Origin of the sequence: Streptomyces zagrosensis (assembly GCF_014203645.1) — a bacterium.
Classification (GTDB): Bacteria; Actinomycetota; Actinomycetes; order Streptomycetales; family Streptomycetaceae; genus Streptomyces; species Streptomyces zagrosensis.
On the sequence record NZ_JACHJL010000002.1, the window covers coordinates 290,982 to 311,732 of the forward strand.

Annotated in this window: 20 protein-coding genes; 8 read left to right on the plus strand and 12 right to left on the minus strand. The window is 69.0% G+C overall.

Annotated features, from left to right (window positions below):
* From FHS42_RS04845 to FHS42_RS04860, 4 genes are all read right to left on the minus strand, one after another.
* Window positions 1-786, minus strand: a complete 786-nt coding sequence (locus FHS42_RS04845) for a VOC family protein (RefSeq protein ID WP_184569273.1) — start codon at window positions 784-786, stop codon at window positions 1-3.
* Between the two features lie 280 nt (window positions 787-1,066).
* Complete coding sequence (locus FHS42_RS04850) at window positions 1,067-1,939, minus strand: ABC transporter permease (protein ID WP_184569274.1); 873 nt, start codon at window positions 1,937-1,939, stop codon at window positions 1,067-1,069.
* Window positions 1,936-3,087, minus strand: coding sequence for an ATP-binding cassette domain-containing protein (locus FHS42_RS04855; RefSeq protein WP_184569275.1), 1,152 nt, complete (start codon window positions 3,085-3,087; stop codon window positions 1,936-1,938). Before FHS42_RS04855 ends, FHS42_RS04850 begins: the two co-directional genes overlap by 4 nt.
* Before the next feature lie 983 nt (window positions 3,088-4,070).
* Window positions 4,071-4,445 (minus strand): DoxX family protein, encoded by a 375-nt coding sequence (locus FHS42_RS04860; RefSeq protein ID WP_184569276.1) that lies wholly within the window; start codon window positions 4,443-4,445, stop codon window positions 4,071-4,073.
* A 600-nt stretch (window positions 4,446-5,045) separates the two neighbouring features.
* On the opposite strand from FHS42_RS04860, the gene FHS42_RS04865 reads away from it, so the two are divergent.
* Together FHS42_RS04865 and FHS42_RS04870 are read left to right on the plus strand one after the other, a co-directional pair.
* Window positions 5,046-6,038, plus strand: a complete 993-nt coding sequence (locus tag FHS42_RS04865) for a CAP domain-containing protein (protein WP_184569277.1) — start codon at window positions 5,046-5,048, stop codon at window positions 6,036-6,038.
* A 252-nt stretch (window positions 6,039-6,290) separates the two neighbouring features.
* On the plus strand, window positions 6,291-7,562 hold the full coding sequence (locus tag FHS42_RS04870; protein WP_312866725.1) for an endonuclease/exonuclease/phosphatase family protein: 1,272 nt from the start codon (window positions 6,291-6,293) through the stop codon (window positions 7,560-7,562).
* Window positions 7,563-7,772: 210 nt separating this feature from the next.
* Here the strand turns inward: FHS42_RS04870 and FHS42_RS04875 are convergent, their stop codons facing one another.
* On the minus strand, window positions 7,773-8,603 hold the full coding sequence (locus FHS42_RS04875) for a MerR family transcriptional regulator (protein ID WP_184569278.1): 831 nt from the start codon (window positions 8,601-8,603) through the stop codon (window positions 7,773-7,775).
* A gap of 271 nt (window positions 8,604-8,874) precedes the next feature.
* Here FHS42_RS04875 and FHS42_RS04880 point away from each other — a divergent pair, with 271 nt between their 5' ends.
* Window positions 8,875-9,849, plus strand: a complete 975-nt coding sequence (locus FHS42_RS04880) for a DNA polymerase domain-containing protein (protein ID WP_184569279.1) — start codon at window positions 8,875-8,877, stop codon at window positions 9,847-9,849.
* A gap of 185 nt (window positions 9,850-10,034) precedes the next feature.
* Here the strand turns inward: FHS42_RS04880 and FHS42_RS04885 are convergent, their stop codons facing one another.
* Window positions 10,035-12,125 (minus strand): PhoX family protein, encoded by a 2,091-nt coding sequence (locus FHS42_RS04885; RefSeq protein ID WP_184569280.1) that lies wholly within the window; start codon window positions 12,123-12,125, stop codon window positions 10,035-10,037.
* 427 nt (window positions 12,126-12,552) lie between these two features.
* On the opposite strand from FHS42_RS04885, the gene FHS42_RS04890 reads away from it, so the two are divergent.
* Window positions 12,553-14,343 (plus strand): vWA domain-containing protein, encoded by a 1,791-nt coding sequence (locus tag FHS42_RS04890; RefSeq protein WP_184569281.1) that lies wholly within the window; start codon window positions 12,553-12,555, stop codon window positions 14,341-14,343.
* Between the two features lie 173 nt (window positions 14,344-14,516).
* On the plus strand, window positions 14,517-16,133 hold the full coding sequence (metG, locus tag FHS42_RS04895; protein WP_184569282.1) for a methionine--tRNA ligase: 1,617 nt from the start codon (window positions 14,517-14,519) through the stop codon (window positions 16,131-16,133).
* 104 nt (window positions 16,134-16,237) lie between these two features.
* Here metG and FHS42_RS04900 read toward each other — a convergent pair whose 3' ends face one another.
* Both FHS42_RS04900 and FHS42_RS04905 read right to left on the minus strand, forming a co-directional pair.
* Window positions 16,238-17,008 (minus strand): hypothetical protein, encoded by a 771-nt coding sequence (locus FHS42_RS04900; protein ID WP_184569283.1) that lies wholly within the window; start codon window positions 17,006-17,008, stop codon window positions 16,238-16,240.
* Window positions 17,008-17,211 carry a hypothetical protein gene (locus FHS42_RS04905; RefSeq protein WP_184569284.1) on the minus strand — a complete coding sequence of 68 codons (204 nt, stop codon included), beginning with the start codon at window positions 17,209-17,211 and terminating at the stop codon, window positions 17,008-17,010. Before FHS42_RS04905 ends, FHS42_RS04900 begins: the two co-directional genes overlap by 1 nt.
* Before the next feature lie 224 nt (window positions 17,212-17,435).
* Between FHS42_RS04905 and FHS42_RS04910 the strand changes: the two genes are divergently transcribed.
* Genes FHS42_RS04910 through FHS42_RS04920 form a run of 3 tightly spaced genes read left to right on the plus strand, consistent with a single transcriptional unit; the run spans window position 17,436 to window position 18,695 of the window.
* A complete protein-coding gene (locus tag FHS42_RS04910; protein WP_184569285.1) occupies window positions 17,436-18,269 on the plus strand; it encodes a helix-turn-helix domain-containing protein in 834 nt (277 codons plus the stop codon).
* Complete coding sequence (locus FHS42_RS04915; RefSeq protein ID WP_184569286.1) at window positions 18,266-18,472, plus strand: DUF397 domain-containing protein; 207 nt, start codon at window positions 18,266-18,268, stop codon at window positions 18,470-18,472. The genes FHS42_RS04910 and FHS42_RS04915 overlap by 4 nt, the downstream gene beginning before the upstream one ends.
* A gap of 22 nt (window positions 18,473-18,494) precedes the next feature.
* Window positions 18,495-18,695: a DUF397 domain-containing protein gene (locus FHS42_RS04920; protein ID WP_184569287.1), complete on the plus strand. Its 201-nt coding sequence runs from the start codon at window positions 18,495-18,497 to the stop codon at window positions 18,693-18,695.
* 334 nt (window positions 18,696-19,029) lie between these two features.
* On the opposite strand, the gene FHS42_RS04925 is transcribed toward FHS42_RS04920, so the two are convergent.
* The 4 genes from FHS42_RS04925 to FHS42_RS04940 all read right to left on the minus strand — a co-directional run bounded on the left by FHS42_RS04925 (window position 19,030) and on the right by FHS42_RS04940 (window position 20,750).
* Window positions 19,030-19,203 (minus strand): hypothetical protein, encoded by a 174-nt coding sequence (locus FHS42_RS04925; RefSeq protein ID WP_184569863.1) that lies wholly within the window; start codon window positions 19,201-19,203, stop codon window positions 19,030-19,032.
* A complete protein-coding gene (locus FHS42_RS38995) occupies window positions 19,122-19,445 on the minus strand; it encodes a lasso peptide biosynthesis B2 protein (RefSeq protein ID WP_184569288.1) in 324 nt (107 codons plus the stop codon). Before FHS42_RS38995 ends, FHS42_RS04925 begins: the two co-directional genes overlap by 82 nt.
* Window positions 19,446-19,516: 71 nt before the next feature.
* On the minus strand, window positions 19,517-20,062 hold the full coding sequence (locus FHS42_RS04935) for an HAD domain-containing protein (protein ID WP_184569289.1): 546 nt from the start codon (window positions 20,060-20,062) through the stop codon (window positions 19,517-19,519).
* Between the two features lie 19 nt (window positions 20,063-20,081).
* Window positions 20,082-20,750 (minus strand): class I SAM-dependent methyltransferase, encoded by a 669-nt coding sequence (locus FHS42_RS04940; protein ID WP_312866726.1) that lies wholly within the window; start codon window positions 20,748-20,750, stop codon window positions 20,082-20,084.
* Window position 20,751 lies beyond the last annotated feature (1 nt).

Sequence of the window (20,751 nt, forward strand, 5' to 3'; positions counted from 1 at the left end):
TTACGGCTCCTCGCTGGTGATCAGCGCCAACTGGGCCCCGAACGGGTCGAGCAGCATGGACATGCGGCCGACACCCGGGGCATCGTCGGCGGCCATCAACGCGGTGCCACCGTGCTCGATGGCGGTGGCCACGGCGGCATCGCAGTCCTCCACCTCAAAGTACGGATGCCAGTTGGAACGCAGCTCCGTAACCTCGGTCTGCGGCGGGAACTGCATGATGCCTCCATGCGAGGCCTCTTGCCCGCCGCCGGACGGTGCGATGACCGTGTAGTCGAACTCCAGCATCGGTGTCTTCTCCATGTCCCAGGGAAAGACCTGGCGGTAGAACTCGATCGCGGCCACCGCATCCGTCGTGTGCAACTCGGACCAGCACAGCGAGTTCGGCAGGTTCACGGCATCGACGCCCTTGGTGTCACCGGGCTGCCAGGTGGCGAACTCCGCGCCCGTCGGGTCGGTGAACTGAGCCATCCGGCCCGCCGTGAAAACGTCCATCGGCTCCCCGCGAACCGTGCCACCCGCGCGCTGAACGGCGCTGGCCGTGGCGTCCGCGTCGGCCGTCTGGAAGTACAACATCCAGGCCGGTCGTGCGGTCTCGCCCAGCAGTGGCCCAGCGGCTGCGACGGTCTTTCCGTCGAGGTCGAACATCCCGTATCCCCCCGCGTCGGGACCCGCCGACCGGAACTCCCAGCCGAAGACCGCCCCGTAAAACGCGGCAGCGGCCCCGACATCGGGCACCCCAAGGTCGAGCCAGACCGGAGCACCTGGCACATAGTGAGTCGTGAGCATGACTATGGTCCTCCGACGTTGTGTGGTGGCAAGGCCCTGCCGGACCCAGCGTGGCAACCCGTGCTCTTCCTGTTTTCAGCATGGCAGCGACCACTGACACTCGCCGTTCGGCGCGAGGCGGCCCGGCCCAGGGCAAGACCGGGCCGAGCAAGACCGGGCCGAGCCGTACGTATCTGCACGTCACCGTGCGCGCTCACGCGACGCGCTTCTCCCGCCGCGTACGCCCACCGCATGCCGACCCGCATGCCTCTCCGCGTGCTGCCGGTACGTCCTCACGTCCTCACTTGCTGTTGTACAGCCGCATCGTGATCGTTCCGAAGACCAGCACCAAGGCCCCGGACCACCCCAGTGACCAAGCGATCTCCACGGCCGGCCAGCCACCGTCCATGAGGTCGCGCACCGCCGATGACAGATGGGTCACCGGGCTGTTGTTGACGAACACCTGGAGCCAGTCGGGCATGGTCTTGGGGTCCACGAAGATGTTGCTGAGGAACGTGAGCGGAAAGAGAACCATCATGCTCACGCCCATGACCGATTTCTCGCTCCGCAACAACAACCCGAACATGGTCCATACCCAGGAGAAGGAGAACGAGAAGATCATCAACAGCACGATCCCCGCCAGCACCCCGACCACGCCGCCATCCGGGCGGAAGCCGAGTATCAGGCCCACGGTCAGCATCACCGCCGACGCCATGGCGTACCGCAGCACATCACCCAGCAGGTAGCCGACCATGGCCGATGGGCGCCAGATGGGCAAGGTGCGGAAGCGGTCGAAGACGCCCTTTGCGATATCGGTGTTGACCGCAACGCCGGTGTACATCGTGATCATGACGACGCTCATGACGAGGATGCCCGGCAGCAGGAATTGCAGGTAGTCCGTGGTCGAGCCGGCCAGCGCACCACCGAAGAGGTACGTGTACATCAGCACCATCATGATCGGGAAGGCGGTGACGTCGAACAGCTGCTCCGGTACGTGCTTGATTTTCAACACGGCCCGCCAGCCGAAGGCCAGCGACGTTGTCCAGGCGCTGGGCCGGGGCGGTCGCTCCTTGGAGATCAGCACGGCGGCCAGGCCCTCGGCTGTGACTGGAGCGAGTGCGTCGGATGTGCTGGCACGGGTGGCGCGGGTCTCGGTCGTCGGTGCGGTGCTCATTTCGCCGCTCCTCCCTTGCTGGTCGGACCCTTGCTGGGGCCGCCAGAGCCGACCGGCGTTCGCGCAGCGGTCGGATCGAGCGGACTTGTTGAGTCAGTCGGGTCAGTCGGGTCAGTCGGGTCAGTCGGGTCAGTCGGGTCAGTCGGGTCAGTCGGGTCAGTCGCACGGTCCGGCCCGGTGGCCGGGTGGTCCGTGAGGGCGAGGAAGACCTCGTCCAAGCTGGGCTGGCCGAGCGAGAAGTTGTCCACCGTGATGCCGGATCGGGACAACTCGTGTAGCGCGCGGGCCGCTTGCTCCGCGGCCCCGCCCCCGTCGCCCGCAAGGCCGACACGGGCGGTCAACGCCACCGGGTCATGTTCCAACTGCACCTGCGCGGCGAGATATTGGGTGAGCAATCGCTCGGCCTCGGGGCGCTGTTCGGCATGGCGCAGCCGTACGTGCACCGAACCCGCACCCACTGACGCCTTCAGCTCCCCCTTAGTCCCCTCGGCGATGACCTTGCCCTGGTCAATGACCGCGATCCGCGACGCGAGTTGATCAGCCTCGTCTAGATACTGCGTGGTCAGCAGCACCGTGGCGCCCTGCTGGACGACGGCCCGCACGATGTCCCAGACCTGATTGCGGCTGCGCGGGTCGAGGCCCGTGGTGGGCTCGTCCAAAAAGAGCAGGTCAGGGGTGTTGAGGATGCTCGCGGCGATATCGATCCTGCGCCGCATGCCGCCGGAGTAGTGCTTGACCTGCTTGTCGGCTGCCTCGGTGAGCCCGAAGGCATCGAGCAACTGCGCCGCACGCTCCTTGGCCGCGGGCTTGCGGTGCCCCAGCAATCGCGCCAGCAGGATGAGGTTCTCCCTGCCGGTCAGGTCCTCATCAACCGACGCGTACTGACCGGTAAGGCTGACCCGGCTGCGCACGGCATCGGCCTCGCGCAGCACGTCATGCCCGAATACCCGGGCCTCGCCACCGTCCGGGCGCAGCAGCGTCGCCAACATCTTGACGGCGGTGGTCTTCCCCGCGCCATTGGGCCCAAGAACCCCGTACACCGTGCCGGCGGGAACCGCGAGGTCCACACCATCCACAGCTCGGGTCTCTCCGAACACTTTGACCAGGCCAAATGTCTCGATCGCCAGGTCGGCTCCGGGTGGGCTCATGAGCAGGGTCCTTTCACAGGGGCAGCGCATCGGGGGGCACATGGAGGGGTAGATGGAGAATGGGGGACGGACAACTCAGGGCAGCGGCTCAGGGCAGCGGCTCAGCACCGCTCTGAGGACGCCGCGGCGTCCCAACGCCGTGGGGTGGCGAGGACGCCTCGGGGTACGCCTTCGAAGCGTCCGAAATCCTCCGACGCAACGGGGTATACGGGGCATACGGGGTAGTACAGGGGGAAACGCCGTGGCTTAGGGAGCACAGTGAGGCATGACGTAACGGTCAAGGTCAGCGAAGCGCGGCAACGGCGACAACGGTGCGCACCGAAGTCGCCGAACGCTTCTGGGCCGCCGGAATGACCCGGCGATTCTGGGTGACATTCGCTCTGGTGACTACTGCCGACGACTGTAGTACGGGGGTCTGACAACGCCCTCTGGATCGCGAATCCGCGCAGGTCACGGGTGTTCATGCAACCTCCTCACCCCTTCAGCGCACACCCGCGCGGCGCCGAGCGCGACCCGGGCGGTCAGACGCCGGGCCCGCGGCCGGGCCCGCGGCCGGGCCCGCGAACGAAGGGCCTGGCCCGGGGACGGCCGAGCGCTGCGGCGAAGGGTGCGGGGGCGTGCGGGCCGAGCCGGGACGAAGGAGCGCGGCGGCAGCGAGGGCGCTGGGCACCACTCGGTGAGGGCGCGAGAGCGAAGAGGTGTCGGCGGCAGAATTGGCGGCGGAAGCGTCACGGGAGGCGGAGGCGGGAGACGGGAGGTGGGAGGCACGCGGGGCGCAAGCAACGCGGGGCGTAGGGAACGCGTTGGGCGCGGGAGCCAGCGGTCATGGCCAAGGCTCATCCGTAGCGCACAGCAGCCGGCCACCCGTCACCGGCGGGCCGCGACCGACCGCCGGTGATCAACCGCCCGTGACCGGCCGACCGAGGCCCGGGTGCTGCCCGGCCCCCACCACCACCGAGGCCGACCCCGGGGCAGCTCTCAGCTCAGCGGCTGGCTTGCTTCGCCACGTACAACGCCCATCCCACCAACGGCAGTTGGAACGGAAGCCGACCGTACGCAAGCGCCTTGAGCGGTGCGGGTCGGTGCCGCCAGTCGCGGGCCATCTTGACGTTGGCCGGGTAGACGGCGGCGAAGAATCCGGCGGCGGCCAGGGCACCGGCGCGCCGGGTGCGGGGCAGTGCGATGGACGCCGCGAGCGCGAGTTCCGCGACCCCGCTCACGTGCGTCCAGGTACGGGGGCTGCCGGGCAGGGCGCGCGGCACGATCGCATCGAACGGCTTGGGCACCGCGAAGTGCGCAACGCCCGCACCGGCGAGCAACCCAGCCAGCGCGCGGGCGGTGGGACGGGGCAAGGCCATCGAGAACTCCAGCGCATGAGAGGCCCGAGGTCAGACCGGGCCTGCGGGCCACATCGCGCCGCGCGCCCGCTCAGACCATTTCTTACTCGAAAGTAACCACATGTCGCCCCCTCGCATCAAGGGTCACGTACCGAGGCGTGAGACAGCGCCCGGCCGCCGCCGACAAGCCGAGCGGACAGGCGCACGCGCGGGCGAACCGACACACCGAGGGAGACGGCGGGACCAGACGAGGGAAGGCAGCACAGACCACAGACCACAGACCACAGAACGGGCCGAGCGGCGGCCGAACAGGACGAGCAAAAGACATAGAGCGCGTAAGGCATGTAAAGCGCATAAAGCACAAACAGCCCGCAAAGCAGAGAGAAATTACCCGGCAAATGAGGCGACCTATAGGCAGAGCGGGACCAAGAGCTAGAACTGGAACACGACATGACATATCGACCTTCCATGAGACCGGGCAATTAGCGGTCAGCAAGCGGGGTTTATTCGGAAATGCACGATGTGCGAGGGGCACGCGAGGAAGACACTGGCCACTCGGACGGGTGACCACGGGCGTCGCGTATGAAATCTTTGTGCGACCCCCATGGAGGACCCGAACTGATGAGCCAACGCCGCAACACCTCTCCCCCCACGCCTTCTTCTCCGTCTCGCCGGGCAGCACACCCAGGCCACCGGGACCACGCGAAGAAGAAGCCGAAGTGGCTGCCACTGGCCGTCGCCGCATTGGTCGCGGGGGGAGGTGTAACCGCGTACGTGGCGCTGGGTGGTTCCGGTGGTGGCTCCGGCGCGGAGGGAAACAACGTGGCGGACGGGGCCAACCGGGTCCGGGCCGCTGACTCCCTGCACCCGTCATCGAACGCGTCGGAACAGGCGAAGGAAAAGAAGGACAGGCCCGACGCGGCGAAGAGCGCAAAGCCATCCGCCAACGCCTCCAAGAAGCCCGACGCAGGGCGTAGTTCCCGATCGGCGAAGCCCCAGCGCGATGGCGTCACGCCGTCCGATCACGCCGACCACAAGGACGGCAACCCGTCCTCCCGGAAGTCCCGCGGAGCTCACGGTTCCAGCGGCTCAGGGAGCTTCGACGGGACTGGCACGGCGGGCCCTGGCACGGGCACCGACTCCGGTGCAAACGCCGGCAGCGGTACGGGACATGGCGGCAGCGGGGACAATGGGCAGCGCGACTCCCAGGCTACGAAACCGGCCGCGCGTAGTGGGGAAACATCGCAGGTGTTGGCGCTGGTCAACAAGGAACGGGAAGCGGCCGGCTGTAAGCCGGTGATGGCGAACAGCACACTCAACCAGGTTGCCGACACCTACTCGGGCGTCATGGCCGACCACCAAAACCTCTCACACACCGGCCCGGACGGCTCCTCCGTGGGCGACCGGGTCACCCGCTCCGGATACACCTGGTCCCGGGTCGGCGAGAACATAGCCCGAGGCCAGGCGGACGCGTCCGCGGTCATGAACTCCTGGATGGGCAGCCCGGGTCACCGCGCGAACATACTGAATTGCTCGTTCCGCGAGATGGGCCTCGGCGTCGATCAGGGCTCCGGCGGCCCCTGGTGGACACAGGTGTTCGCGACGGGCCGCTAACGAGCCCGTCCGCGTACCGGGGCCCGACCGCGCACCGGGCCCCGCCCTCCCGTAAGACCCCGTACTCCCGCGGGGCCCCGGCTCACGCGGAGCCCCGGCTCACGCTGGCCTCCCGTCGCCTCGCTCGCCCGGCGCGGCGGCGGGAACCGAGCCGCCCCGCCGGGCGTACGCCCTGGTGTAGGAGGATCGGGAACGAGGGCGGTGGTGCGTACGAAGCGGCCGTGCCCTCATCCGCCGACGAAGGGCCACAGCGTGGACAGCCGGGACGCAGTCGCCGAACCACAGCCGATAGACCAGGGCGACACAGCAGCCGACCCGGTGCCACCAAAGGGCCCAACATCACCAGCCGACCCAGCCGAGACGCCCGCCGGACGGCCGGGAGCCAGACTGCCACCTACCGGACTGCCAGCTACCGGGCGGCCGGAACCCCAACAGCTGGCCACCGACCAGTTGGCCACCGACCAGTTGGCCTCCAACCAGCTGGCCACCGACCAGCTGGCCTCCGAGCGACCGCGCTCCAGGTGGCAGCGGTGCGCTCGGGGTGCTCGCGCGGTGGTGCGGGCACCTCGCGGACGGGCTCGGCGGGTGCTCGCCTGCTGTGCGGTGCTGCCGTTGGCCCTGGTCAGCCTGGTGGCCGGGCATCGGGCCGCCGATGCGGATGGCTTTACGCCGGTCCCTCAACTGCTCGCGTTCCTCCCCTGGTTGCTGGTGCCTGCCGCGCTCGGGCTGCTGCTCGCGGTGCTGGCCCGCTGGACGCTCGGCTGCGCGTGGGCGCTGGCCGTGCTCGCCACGACGGGTTGGTACCTCCAGCCGTATGAGGGCCCCGGGGCCGGTGGCGAACCAAGCGGCCCGGTGCTCGCCCGGCCCCGCATGCTCACCGCCAACCTGGAGTACGGCCAGGCGACCGAGGGGCTGCTGGCCACGCTGCGGCGCGAGCGGCCCGACCTGGTCGCCGTCCAGGAGTGCGACCGCCGGTGCGCGGCGGCGCTCAGTACGCCCGCGCTGCGCGCCGCGTACCCGTATCGGAACATCGTCACCGGCCAGCCGGCGGAAGGCTCCGCGCTCCTCAGCGTCTATCCGCTACGGAACGAGAAGGGCGTGCCGGCCGCGCTCGCGATGCCCACGTCGCGAGCGAAGATCGCCGACCGATGGGTACGGGTCCAGGTCGCGCATCCGATGCCGCCCCTCCCCGGCGAGTTGGACGTCTGGCGCACCGAACTGGGCCGACTGCGCACCTACGCGGAGCGCCGCGGCGACGCTCCCACCCTCATCGCGGGCGACTTCAACGCCTCCCAGGACCACGCGGCGTTTCGGCGCCTGCTCGACACGGGCATGCGGGACAGCACTCGGCTCGCCGGGGTCTCGCGCACCCCGTCCTGGCCGTCCCTCACCACGCCGCTGTTCGGTACGCAGATCGACCATGTGCTGGTCAGCGACGCGTGGACGGCCCACGACGCACGCTTCATCGACCTGGCGGACACCGACCACCGGGCGCTGCTCGTGGACCTGGAGCTGCACGGGTAGCGAGCGGCGCAGCCGCCGCGTCGGCGGAGCCGCGGTATCGGCGTCGAGGCCCCGCCAAGGCCGGAGCCCTGGACAAAGGCACACCCACACGTGAGGACTCGCGTCACTCCTCCACCCAGGACGAGCGGACCTGATGAGTCGCCAAGGCCGACGGGCAGGGGCGCCCGGCGTGGCGCCTCTGCCGCGTCCCCCGCCCTTCGCCCGTGGGCGTTACGCCCGGGTCACCGGCTCCTGCATCTCCGTCACCCAGCTGTCCGTGGGCCCTTCGCAGTCCAGGTAGAGCTCGCGCGCGTAGCCGGTGGAGCGGTATCCGTTGGCGTCGGCCCAGCGGGCGAGCGTCTGGGCGGTGGGCACGATGGCGTCCATCGAGCCTCGGTGCACGATCGTCGCCGCCTGCTCGATGCCGGGCAGATCAACGATCTGGAACGGCTGCCCGGCGGCCGATGTGACTCCCACCGGCACCGCGGCGTGCACGGTGACCGCCCCCTCCAGCGCGCTGCCCGGCGCCTCGTCGTAGTACGCGATGGCGGCTCCCGTGGGAGTGACGCCCGCCGCCGCCAGCCGGCGGAACAGCTCCTCGTACAGCGGGCCGATGACCGGGCCGATGTGCTCCGGGCCGAAGCTCTCGGCGGTCCCGGTCAACTCGGCGACCCGCGCCCCCGGAACGGTCTTGACCACGACCTCACTAGCGGACATGGTTCCCTCACTTTCGATCGTCTGGAGCCTCGCCTCGATCCCGGCCAACCGCGCCGCGTCGGCCGCCATCGCCGCCCCCACCTCGGCCTGTCGCAGCCGCAGCATGCCGCGCAGCTCCCCGACGCTGACCTCCTCGTCCAGGACGGACCGCACCTGCTGGAGCGTGAAGCCGAGGTCCTTCAGGGCGATGACCCGGTTGAGGCGGGCGAGCTGGCTCGCCTCGTAACCGCGGTAGCTGGTGTACGGATCGACGTGGGCGGGCCGCAGCAGCCCGATGGCGTCGTAGTGACGCAACATGCGGACCGATACGCGGCCGTGCTTGGCGAAGTCTCCAATGCTGAACATGACGTCCTCCAGTGCAGTGCCTCACACGGTGTCATGGTCAACAGCACGCCTCCAACAACTCTCCCCCGCCCCTCTGACCTGCCCTTACGCACACCGGAGCCGGGGGCGCGGCAGGTTTGGGGAAACACTCAGGGGGTTACTCGTGACCGGCGTGAGCGATACCCGAAAACGATCGACCAGCCGCACGGGGCCGAGCACCGGCAAAGACACGGGGCCGAGCGCCGGCAAAGAGTCGGGCGCAAGTGGTGGGCGTGATGAGCGTCAGGTACGCGTGGGCAAGCGCGTCCTGCGCATCACCCGACCGCAGAAGGTGCTGTTCCCCGATGACGGCATCACCAAGGCCGATCTGGTCGAGCACTACCGTGCCGTGGCCCGGCGCGCGCTGCCCGAGTTGCGCGGGCGCCCGGTGATGATGGAGCGGCACCCGGATGGGATCGCTGGGCGCCCGCTCATGCAGAAGAACGCCCCCGACTACTTCCCCGACTGGGTCCCGCTCGCCGAGGTCACCAAGGAAGGCGGCACCGTCACCCATGTGGTGTGTGACGACGCGCCCACCCTCGCCTACCTCGCTGGCCAGGCCAGCATCACCCCGCACCGCTGGCTCTCGCGTATCGACAAGCCCGACTACCCCGACCGCCTGATCTTCGACCTCGACCCGTCCGACGCGCCGCGCGGCAGCGGTGAGCAGTCCTCAAAGGACCCAAAGGACCCAAGGAACCCGAAGGACCCCAAGGACCCAGCGGACATGCAGGCCGCAAGCTTTGAGGAGGTGCGCTGGACCGCCCATCGGACGTGCGAGCTGCTCGCTGAACTCGGGTTGCCCGCCCGGCTGATGACCACCGGTTCGCGCGGGCTGCACGTCGTCGTACCGCTCGACCGCCGGGACGACTTCGACGCGGTGCGGGAGTTCGCCCGGGGCGCGGCCGATCTGTTGGCCGCCCGATACCCGGACCGACTTACCACCGAGGCGCGCAAGGAAAACCGGGGCAACCGGATCTACCTCGACACGCTGCGCAACGGGTACGCGCAGACGGCGGTGGCACCCTACGCGGTACGGGCCAAGCCGGGCGCGCCGGTCGCCACCCCGATCACCGCCGACGAGCTGGACGACCCCGAGCTACGGGCCGACCGCTGGACCCTGGCCACCATCGGCGACCGCCTCACCGGCGACAACCCATGGCCGGCGGCGGCGCTCCGTGGACGGTCACTCCACGCGGCGCGCCAGAAGCTGGCCAAGCTGAAGTAGGGCGCGGGCACGGGCGGAAGCAGAGCACGAAGCGGGCGGAAGGAGGGACAACACCGCCCGAACGAAGGAAACACGCAAGCGCACCCCCGTACAGCGCCCTCGGGCCGAACGCCCACCGAGCGGCCACAGCCAGCGGGCCGCCCGTACGGGAGCAGGCGCGTCACTCCCGTACGGGCGCAGCGCCGCTACGCGCCGATGTCGCCGCCGTCGCGCCGCCAGACGCTGACGACCGCCGGGCGCACCAGCTTGCCCGGGCCGTCCGGCCAAGCGGACTTGGGCTTCTCTACGGACGCGCCGTCGATCTCGCCCGGGTGCTGGACCGCGACGAGCACGCGCTGGTCCTGAACGATCGGCCCGCAGGTCTCGGCGCCGTTCGGGACGGTCAGGAACTGCTTGACCTCACCGCGCCGTTCGCCCGCGGTCGCGACGCCGAACAGGCCGTCGTGGGTGCCGAGTGCGCTGCCATCGGTGGAGATCCACAGATTGCCGTACGCGTCGAAGGTGATGTTGTCCGGGCAGGAGATCGGACTGACCTTGTCCTTGGGGAACCCGGCGAAGTACGTGCTCGGGTCGTTCGGATCGCCGCAGACCAGGAACAGGCGCCAGTTGAAGCGGTCGGCCGCCGGGTCGTCCCAGTGCTCCGCGAGCTCCAGGATCTGGCCGTGCTTGTTGGCGTTGCGCGGATTGGCCTCGTCGGCCGCCGGCTTGCCCTTCGCGCCGCGGTCCTTGTTGTTGGTCAGCGCGATGTAGACCCGGCCGGTGCGCGGGCTGGGCTCCACGTCCTCGGGGCGGTCCATCTTCGTGGCGCCCACCTTGTCGGCGGCGAACCGCGTGAAGACGTAGACCTCCTCGGCACTCATGCCATCGACGTGCGACGTGGTGCCGGTGGCCAGCGGTATCCACTGGCCGCTGCCGTCGAACTCGCCGTCCTGCGGCAGCTTGCCCGTACCGTCGATCTCCTGCGCCGGGCTGTCGCCGGTGAACTTCGCGACGTACAACGTGCCCTCGTCGAGCAGCGTGCGGTTGTGCTCGCGGGCGGCGCGGCTGTTGCCCTTCTTCATCCGCTTGGCGGAGACGAACTTGTAGAAGTAGTCGAACCGCTCGTCATCGCCCATGTAGAGCACGGGCCGACCGTCATCCGTCAGCCGCGGCTCGGCGGCCTCGTGCTTGAAGCGGCCGAGTGCGGTGAGCTTGCGCGGGGTCGAGTCGGGGTCGTACGGGTCGATCTCGATGACCCAGCCGAAGCGGTTGGGCTCGTTGGGCTCCTTGAGGGTGTCGAAGCGCTTGTCGAAACGCTCCCACTTGCGCTCGCTGGCCTCGCCGCCGATCCCGTACCGGGCGTAACGCTCCTTGATCTTCGGGTCGGTGACCTTGCTGCCGTTGGCGAAATACTGGTTGAAGTTCTCCTCGCCGGAGAGCACGGTGCCCCACGGCGTGATGCCGCCACCGCAGTTGTTGAGCGTGCCGAGGATGCGCTTGCCGCGCGGGTCGGCGGAGGTCCGCAGGTACGAGCTGCCCGCGGCCGGGCCGGTCACCTCGAACGCCGTCGAGCCCGTGATGCGGCGGTTGAGGTGGTGGCGGCGCAGCGCGGTCAGCTTGCCCGAGCGGCGGTCCTCGGCGGCCACCACGACGGACAGGCCGTGCGCCGCGATGGCGATCTCGGCCTGCTCGCGGGTCGGGTTGTCCGCGTCGTACCCGGCGAACATCAACACCTCGTCGGTGTACTCGTGGTTGACCACGAGGAGTTGCCGGTGCCGCTCGTGCGGGAGGTCGAGTACGGCCATGTAGTCGTTGTTGTAACCGAACTGCTTGGCCTGTGCCTTGGCACTCTGCCTGTTCGGATCGAAGTCCGACCCTCCGCGCAGAATCGGCTCGCCCCAACGGATCACGATGTTCTGGTCGTACCCCCGGGGAATGACGACGGCGTCCTTGGTGTTCGGCGCAACCGGCTCGAACCGCAGACCGCGCGCCCCCTGAGCCTTGCCGTGCGACTTCCCGTGCCCCTTGCCGCCGTGCGCGGCCACAGCGGGCGTGGCGGACGCCTGCGGCGCCTGGCCGAGACCAACGGCCGCACCAGTGGCGGCGGCCACGGTGACGACGGCGCTGGCGCGCAGCACGTTACGGCGCGAGAGCGCGCTCGCGATGACGTCACCGACATAGGCGTTGCCGCTGGTGTTGGGTACCTCGTGGAAGCAGGCGTCACCGCAGCGGTAACGACAGGTCAGCGCGGAACGGCCGCCCGGGTGGGAGCTGATCAATGGCAGGAGCTTGCGCACGTTTTGCCCTTCGTCTTGGGTCTACCGGCGCAGGCCCGCGCCGACACGGTGTCGGAATCCATCCCGCCGCGAAACTATGGGGGTGGTGTCGCGAGCCGGCAACGTGTGAGTGAATCGAAGGTGAACGACGCACGTCTGTCGTTACTTACGGTGAGGATCGGCCCCGAGCACTCCACAATGGGGACGCCACATCGCGCCGGCTATGTCCGGCATGTGATGGGTCGCGCTTCGTTCCTCGCCGTGGGCGCACCCTCGACCACACCGTCGTCCGCAGCACCGGCAGGGCCACGGCCCGCGGGCTCGCTCCGGACAACGGCCAAGGGCCCGTTAGCCTTACGTGTCCGGCCCGGCCAGGCGCGTTCGGCATCCCCGGCTCTTTCCGGTACCACGGACACGCATCGCACTCGACAGGTGAGGGGTTTCATCCATGGGCATACGGGACCTGCTGCGCAAAGTTTTTGGTCGCTCACAGAAGGCAACCGAGGACAGCGCGCCTTCGCAGTCGCCGGCCGAGCCCGCCCCCAAGCCGACGGCCGACTCAACGTCTGAGCCAACGGCCGACTCAACGCCTGAGTCAACGGGCCTTTTCGTACCGGCGAGCACGACCGACTCCACATCCACATCCACGTCAACGTCAACGTCAACGATCGACTCCGTACCTGAGCCAACGACCACGCCCGTCACCACGACGGTCGCGGCCGAACTCACGACCGAGCCCACCCAACCCGCGACCGTGCCCACGATCCAACCCACTGACGCCACTGGCACTGCTGACAGCACTAGCACCACTGACACTGCTGACACCACAGCCGAACCCACCGTCTCGGCCCGGCCGGTGGCGTCCATCGGCGAGCGCTCCCATCGGCTCACCGCATCGCTGACCTCTGCTCCGCTCACTGCCCCGCTGGCCTTCGACCGGTCCGCCGCGGCGGCGGACGCCGAGGCCCCGGCCGCGTTGGATGTGGCGGCATCAGACGCGACATCGGACGCAGCGGCATCAGACGCAGCGGCGACCGCCGATGCGGCAGCCACGGATGCGGCGACGGCGCCCCCGACAGAGCCCGAGCCCGTCTCGATTCCCGAGCCGACGCCCAGCCCAGCTGTCGATGCCAGCACCACACCGGCGGCGGCCCCCGAGCCCGAGCCGGCACCCGTACCGGCCTCCACCAACCCCAAGGCCGAAGCCGCAGCCGAATTCCCGGAGTCTGAGGCCGAGACCGAAGCGCCGGCCGAGGCCGCACCCGAGCCGGAGCCGGAGACCGGGCCCGAGCCCGAGCCCGAGCCGAAGTCCAAGCCAGAACCCGAGCCCGCACCCACCTCAGCGGCGGACCCGGCCAAGCCGGCGCCGGAGCCCGCGGAACAGCCGGCCGTTGAGCCCGCGGCGGAACCCATCACCCCGCCCGCCGCGCAGTCATCAACGGCCGTGGCCGAACCCACAAACCCCGAGCCCACCACTCCCGAGGCCACTCCCGAGGCCACTCCCGAGGCCACCAACCCCGGGGCCGCCATCTCGCTCGCCAAGGTCGCGGACACCGCTCCGGAGCTGGTCAGCCTCTACAAGGCCGCGTCCGCCGTGGTCGAAAAGCATGGGCTCGCGGGGCAGCGGGCCGCCGTGTACCTCGTCCTTGACCGGTCGGGCTCCATGCGCCGCTACTACAAGGACGGCACCGTCCAGCACCTCGCGGAGCAGGCGCTCGGCCTCTCGGCGCACCTCGATGACGACGGCGTCGTGCCCGTCGTCTTCTTCTCCACCGATGTGGACGGCTCCGCAGAGCTGGACCTGACCCACTACGCGGGCCGGGTGAACGAGTTGCACGCGTCGCTCGGGCACATGGGGCGTACGAACTACCACTGGGCCATCAACGCCGTCGTCGAGCACTACGAGAAGTCCGGTGTGACCGACCCCGCGTTTGTGATCTTCCAGACGGACGGCGCCCCCACCAGCAGGCCAGCGGCCGAACGCGCGCTGTGCGAGGCGGCGCGGCTGCCGATCTTCTGGCAGTTCGTGGGCTTCGGCGACCCGACGAGCAAGGGGTTCGACTTCCTCCGCAAGCTGGATGACCTCGCCGTACCCGAGCGGCGCCCGATCGACAACGCGGGCTTCTTCCACGCGGGCCTTGAACCGCGGCTCCTTTCGGACGCCGAGCTGTACGGGCAATTGATGGTGGAGTTCCCCGAGTGGCTGATCGAGGCGCGCGAAGCGGGCGTCCTGGGCTGAGCCGGGCGCGGGCCCGGGCGCTCACGCCCCGGGCCCGACCCCGTACCTGACACGATTCCCGCCCCGTCCCCGTACACATCGTCCCCGCATGACCGCCCCACCACCCTCCACACCGCCATTACCGTGCGTAAATGCGTCGGAACCGGCTTCCGATGGCCGTTAGGATTTCGACCATGGCGGCCACTGGAAACGAGCAGCGAGGGGCGAGCGCGTACTACGTCTCGACCCCCATCTACTACGTGAACGACGCTCCCCACCTGGGCCACGCCTATACGACCGTCGCAGGCGACGTGCTCACCCGCTGGCACCGTCAGCGTGGCGAAAAGGTGTGGTTCCTCACCGGCACGGACGAGCACGGTCAAAAGATCATGCGCACTGCCGAGGCGAACGGGGTCACCCCGCAGGAGTGGTGCGACAAGCTCGTAGAGGAGGCGTGGAAGCCTCTCTGGGAGCACTTGGAGATCGCAAACGACGACTTCATCCGCACCACGCAAAAGCGGCACACCGACCGCGTTCAGGAATTCGTCCAGGATCTGTACGACAAGGGCGAGATCTACCAGGGCGGTTACGAGGGCCCGTACTGCGTGGGCTGCGAGGAGTACAAGACGCCCGGCGAGTTGCTGGACGGCGAGGGAGAGTTCGCGGGCCAGAAGCTGTGCCCGATCCACAAGAAGCCCGTGGAGATGCTGAAGGAGGAGAACTACTTCTTCAAGCTCTCCGAATACGGCCCGCGACTCCTTGAGCACTACGAGAAGAACCCGGGCTTCATCCAGCCCGAGTCGGCCCGCAACGAGGTCGTGAACTTCGTCCGGCAGGGCCTGCAAGACCTGTCGATCTCCCGGTCCACGTTCGACTGGGGCGTGCCGGTGCCGTGGGACTCGGGGCACGTCATCTACGTATGGGTGGATGCCCTCCTCAACTATGCGACGGCCGTCGGCTACGGCTCCGACCAGGCGAAGTTCGAGGAAACGTGGCCCGCGAGCGTGCACCTCGTCGGCAAGGACATCCTGCGCTTCCACGCCGTGATCTGGCCCGCGATGCTGATGGCCAACGGGCTGCCGCTGCCGGGCAAGATCGCCGCCAACGGCTGGCTGATGGTCGGCGGCGAGAAGATGTCGAAGTCCAACCTGACGGGCATCAAGCCGCAGGACCTGACCTCACATTTCGGCGTGGACGCGTACCGCTGGTACTTCCTACGGGCCATCGCCTTCGGGCAGGACGGCTCGTTCTCGTGGGAGGACTTCAGCGCCCGCTACACCAGCGAGCTGGCCAACGACTTCGGCAACCTCGCCTCCCGGGTGGCCGCCATGGTCGGCAAATACTTCGGCGGCACGCTGCCCGAGGCCACGGCACACAGCGAGGCGGAACAGGCCGTCGCCGATGGGCTCGCCAAGGCGGTCGCGGAAGCGGACGCCAAGATCGGCGAGGAGTTGGACTTCGCCGGCGGCATCGCGGCGGTCTTCGACTTCATCAAGCAGGTCAACGGCTATCTGACCGAGCAGGAGCCGTGGAAGGTCGCCAAGGACACCGCGGATGCGGCCCAGGCCCGGTTGGCGACGATCCTGTACACGGCCGCCGAAGCGCTGCGCGGAATGGCCGTACTCCTCGCCCCGGTCATGCCCGCCACCTGCGAAAAGCTGTGGATCTCCCTCGGCGCCGAGCCGCACATCGGCCCGCTGTCGGTCCAGCGAGTCCAGGAAGCGGGCACCTGGGGCATCCTGCCCGCAGGCACCACGGTGACCAAGGGCGACGTCCTCTTCCCGCGCCTTGAGGAGCCGGCGAAGGGGTGATCGCTGCGCTGTTGCGTCGCGCTTGCGGTGGAGCGCCCGGCCGATGACTTCGGCCGGGCGCTCCTTGCGTATGAGAGAGGCACCCGCGGTACGCCGGGGGGCGGTCACCCCTCGCCCCTCATCACGATGACCACCGACGTCCCCGGCGGACGCCGGTCAAACGTGTCGCACATGTCCGCCACCCGGTCAACGGTCTCCGCCAACACCCAGGCGATCAGAACAACCGGCGTCCCCTCATCATCACTGGCCTCAGCCAACTCAACACCAGCGGCACCCGCACTCCCAATCGCCCGCCGCAACCTGGCCGGAGCGCTCCCCCACATGCCCCGAGCCACGAGGTTGGCCACCATGGCGGGCCCGACCAGCGCGGCCAACTCGCCTAGCGCGGCGTGCTCTTGCTGTCCGGAGCGCAGGCGGCCCACCAAATCCCGCAGATCGGGCGGGTACGCGGCACCATCGGCCCCGGTCCCGGTCCCCTCCAGTGGTGCGCTCGTCACCGCCCCACCGCCGTCAACAACTGCGCGACCACGGGCGCGCTCCGCGTCGTTCCACGCGGCAGCGCCCAGATGGGCGAGGAGCGACCGCGCCCCACCAGCCAAACAGGCGGCGGCCAACCGCGCCTCGCGCTCATCCAGGCAGGCACCAGGCTGCGCACGCTCAACCGCCTCCCACAGCCTGGCCGCGTTCAAGGACGCGAGCTGACGTGGCTCAACCCCGTTGGTGAGTTGGTCCAGCCGATCCCCTCGTACGCGGGCGATTCCGACGACCACCTGAAGTGAGCGCAGCAGCGCACCGTGGTCAGCGGCCCGGTCACCCGCAACGAGCTGCGTGGCGGCGGCCAACTCCCGCTCGGCGAGGACGTGATAGCTACTCATCACCGCACACCGCCTTCTCCACCATTGGCATCGCGATGCCGCTCACACCGACACGGCGGCCACATCCCGCGGTTAGCCGCTTCCAGGTCGCTACGAGTGACGGCGTTGGTGTCGATGCGGACGACGGTGCTACGCACCGCCCGCGGCGGCGAGCCGGGACTTTTGCGGTAGATCTTCAGACTCATGACGACTTGGTCGCTCAACTTCCCGCTCCTTCGACGCGCTGACCAACAAGTGATAGGTCCGGCACCCGGTAAGCCGCTGTGCGGCGAGCCCTATTCGCTTGCCTGTCGGCAGACGTCAGCGCTGTGATTGCTCAATGTGATCGTTCACTCACAGCATCGCCAGGCCGAGCGTAATCTCGGTAGGGCAAAGGGAGTTAAGGCCCAGCAGGAACTCGAACAACCGCACAGCGTGGAGGTCAGCCATGGCGGCGACCCAAAAAGAGGCCCCTGAACCTCAAGACGCAGTGGCGTACTTCGGCAGCGAGGTACGCCATGCACGCGAGCACGCCGGAATGACACAGGCCCAGTTAGCCAAAGAGGCCCGATACGAGCGGCCGTACGTGAGCCGTATGGAGAACGGCAGTTTGCTCGCGTCGGAGGCGTTCGCGGACACGTGTGACCGGGTGTTCCAAACATCCGGTCACTTCGCACGGTTACGGCGGCGGGTAAGCCGTCAAGGTCATCCGGAGTGGTTCATCCCGTACCTGCTACTTGAGGAGCAGGCTTCCAAAATCCTCGACTTCTCGGCATACCTGGTGATGGGAATTCTCCAAACAGCGGAGTATGCGGAGGCTTTGTACAGGGCGTCGCATCCCCGAGACTCAGACGCCACCATCACGGAAAAGGTCAAAGCGCGACTCCAACGTCGTGGCATCTTCGAGCGCCCTGCCCCACCGTTGCTATGGATGGTGCTGGACGAAGGCTGCCTTCGACGTCAGGTAGGAGGCCGCGAAGTCATGCGTCAGCAACTAGATCACCTCCTGGTGCAGGCCCAGAACCCGAACATCGTTCTCCAGGTCCTACCGTTCGATTCCGGCGCCCCAGCAGCCGGTGAACCCTTTACGCTGCTTACGTCGGTAGACGATGCCAGTCCTCCCGTGCTGTACACGGAAATGATGGGCATTGGCCACGTCATCGACTCGGCGCCCGTAGTAGGCACCAGCACTGAGCAGTACGAACGGCTACGAGCAGACGCGCTGTCGCCGGAGAAGACCCTCTGGCTGTTGGCCGACGCAATCAGGGAGTACAGCCGATGAATAACGAATATAGCTGGACAAAGTCGTCATTTAGTAGCGGCAACGGCGGGCAGTGCATCGAGTGGTCCCCCGACCACGCACACGCTCATGACCTTGTACCAGTCCGCGACAGCAAGGACCCACACGGCCCAGCCCTCGCCTTCGAGCCCGCCGCCTGGACCTCGTTCATCGCCGGAATAAAGACCGGCGACTTCCCCGGCTGACACAACCCGAGGAGCCCGAGTGATGAAGAGCGCCCCGCACGGACCATGGAAGAAATCTAGCTACAGCAACGGCAGCCAAAGCTGTGTCGAGGTCGCCGACAGCTTCCCCGGCACAGTCCCCGTCCGCGACAGCAAAGACCCACACGGCCCCGCGCTCGTCTTCGACACCACCGCCTGGACCTCGTTCATCACCGGCATAAAGGCAGGCGACTTCCCCGGTTGACCTACACGAGGGCCCTCAGCCCCGAGGCGTTCGCTTTCCGCGATCCCCGACCGGGACCGCCGTCCTGGTCAGCCCGCACAGACGATGGTGCCCGGAACGGTGAAGCGTTCCGGGCACCATGCGTAAGCAGCAGGATCAGCGGGAGAGTCGCAGGTCCCAGCCTTCGCCCGTGCGCACGAGGGTGGGGGTGTAGGTGGCGGGGGCGGGGCGCCCGGCCTCTTCCCACTGCCCCAGCCAGTCGCGCAGGACGATCAGGGACGGGGAGTCGGGGGCGTCGGCGAGCCACCGTCTCGACGACCTGGCCCACCCACGCCTGGGGCAGCAGCCGCGGGGTCTACCAGGCCACCATCCGGTCATACGGGGCTCGCTCGGGGAAGCCATGCAGGTCGATCTCCGCACCCGCGTACGACTCGGTGTGCGCGTCCTTCAGCAGCCGGTCCAGTGCGGTGCGGGCTCCGGTGTGCAGGTGGTCGTCCTCGCCTCGCCAGGCGATCGGGCCCCCAGGCACCAGTCCAGGCGCCGCCCCATGAGGGCGGCGGCCAGTACGGCGCCCAGGGAGGTAGCCATGCAGGCGGCGCGGCCGGGCCACAGGCGGCCGGTGTGCCGCACTGCTTCGACCAGTACCTCGGCCCGCTGCGAAGTGAGCGGCCGGCGACCCGCCCGCCGGGCCCAGCGCACGATGTGGACGGTGTGCCGGAACGGCAGCCGCAGCAGCACCAGGGCTACGGCTAGACCGACCGCTGCGGCCATCCGCTCGGGGAACCTGCCGGTGCGGACGGTGCCGAACCGGTCGCGGTCAGGTGCCGCGCGGCGGGCGCTCGTCAGGCTGCTTCCTTGCTGCTGGCGTGATCGCTGGCCCACTCCAGGGCGGTCAGGACGTGCTCGGGCCGCAGGCCCGCGTGCGGGTCGGGCCCGACCAACAGGGTCGCGCTTCCGGAGGATGTGCGGTCAGCGGCCCACTGGTGGTCGAGCGGGGTGAAGTCGTCGTCGATCCACACGGCCGGGGCGCCGGCGAGCCACCGCTCAACGTGGTCGCGCTTCCACAGGTAGCCGTCGGGGTGGCTGGTGGTGATGGGTAGGCGGGGCAGTTCGATGTGCTCGAAGTCGGGCAGGCCGAGCAGGGGGCCGATCAGGCGCGGGGCGTCGATGCGCCAGCTGGTGCACCACACCGGCCGCACGAGCCCGGTGTTGATGGCGTCGGTGATCAGCGGCCCGTGTTCGGGGTTGAGCCAGACCCAGATCGGGTCGGGGTAGCCGGTCATGTAAACCTGGTGGCGGGTGTGGGTCGCTGGGGTGGACTTGTCCTGGTCCGGGAACGGGATCAGGACCCCGTCGATGTCCAGCAGCAGGAACGGGATCTGGTGCATCGGGGCCTCCGGGGGTTGGTCAGGGCTTCCGTGCGGTGATCAGGAGCGTGGTGGGCCAGTGGGCGTCGGCCGGCGCGTGGAGGTTGTGGACGCCGGTGACCAGCAGCCCGGCCCGGTTCAGCGCGCGGGCCCACGCGGCGGGGTCCACGTCCCAGCGCGTGACAGTGCCGGTGGTGCCGTCCGGCAGGGTCACGGTGTCGCGGTTGCGCGGGCTGAGGGGGAAAGCGCCGGTGCGCTGCGGGTGCGGAAGGCAGAAGGCCAGGACGCCCTGGCGGGCGAGTCTGCGGAAGCACGCCCTCAGGACCCGGGACGGCTCGGTCGTGCCGATCGCGCCGAAGACGGAGACGATCGCATCCAGGCGTGTGGCTTCCCGGCGGAGGTGGAGGGTCGCGCTGGCGTGCAGAAACTGGGCTCTGGTGTGCCCGTAGTGGGCGGCGGCACGGCGGATCTGCCCAGCCGAGCGGTCCACGCCGACGACGGCGGCCCCGGCTGCGGCGAGGTGGGCGGTGTTGTGGCCGGCGCCGCAGCCGAGCTCCACGATCCGGCGGCCGGTCAGGTCCTCGCCCAGGATCTCGGCTCCGGGACCGATACCCGGCCGTTGGGTCCACTCCATCCTCGACGGCGGCTCCAGACGGCCCGTGGACCGCTGGGCGAGCCGGGCGGCGGCGTGGGCGTCCCACAGGTCCACG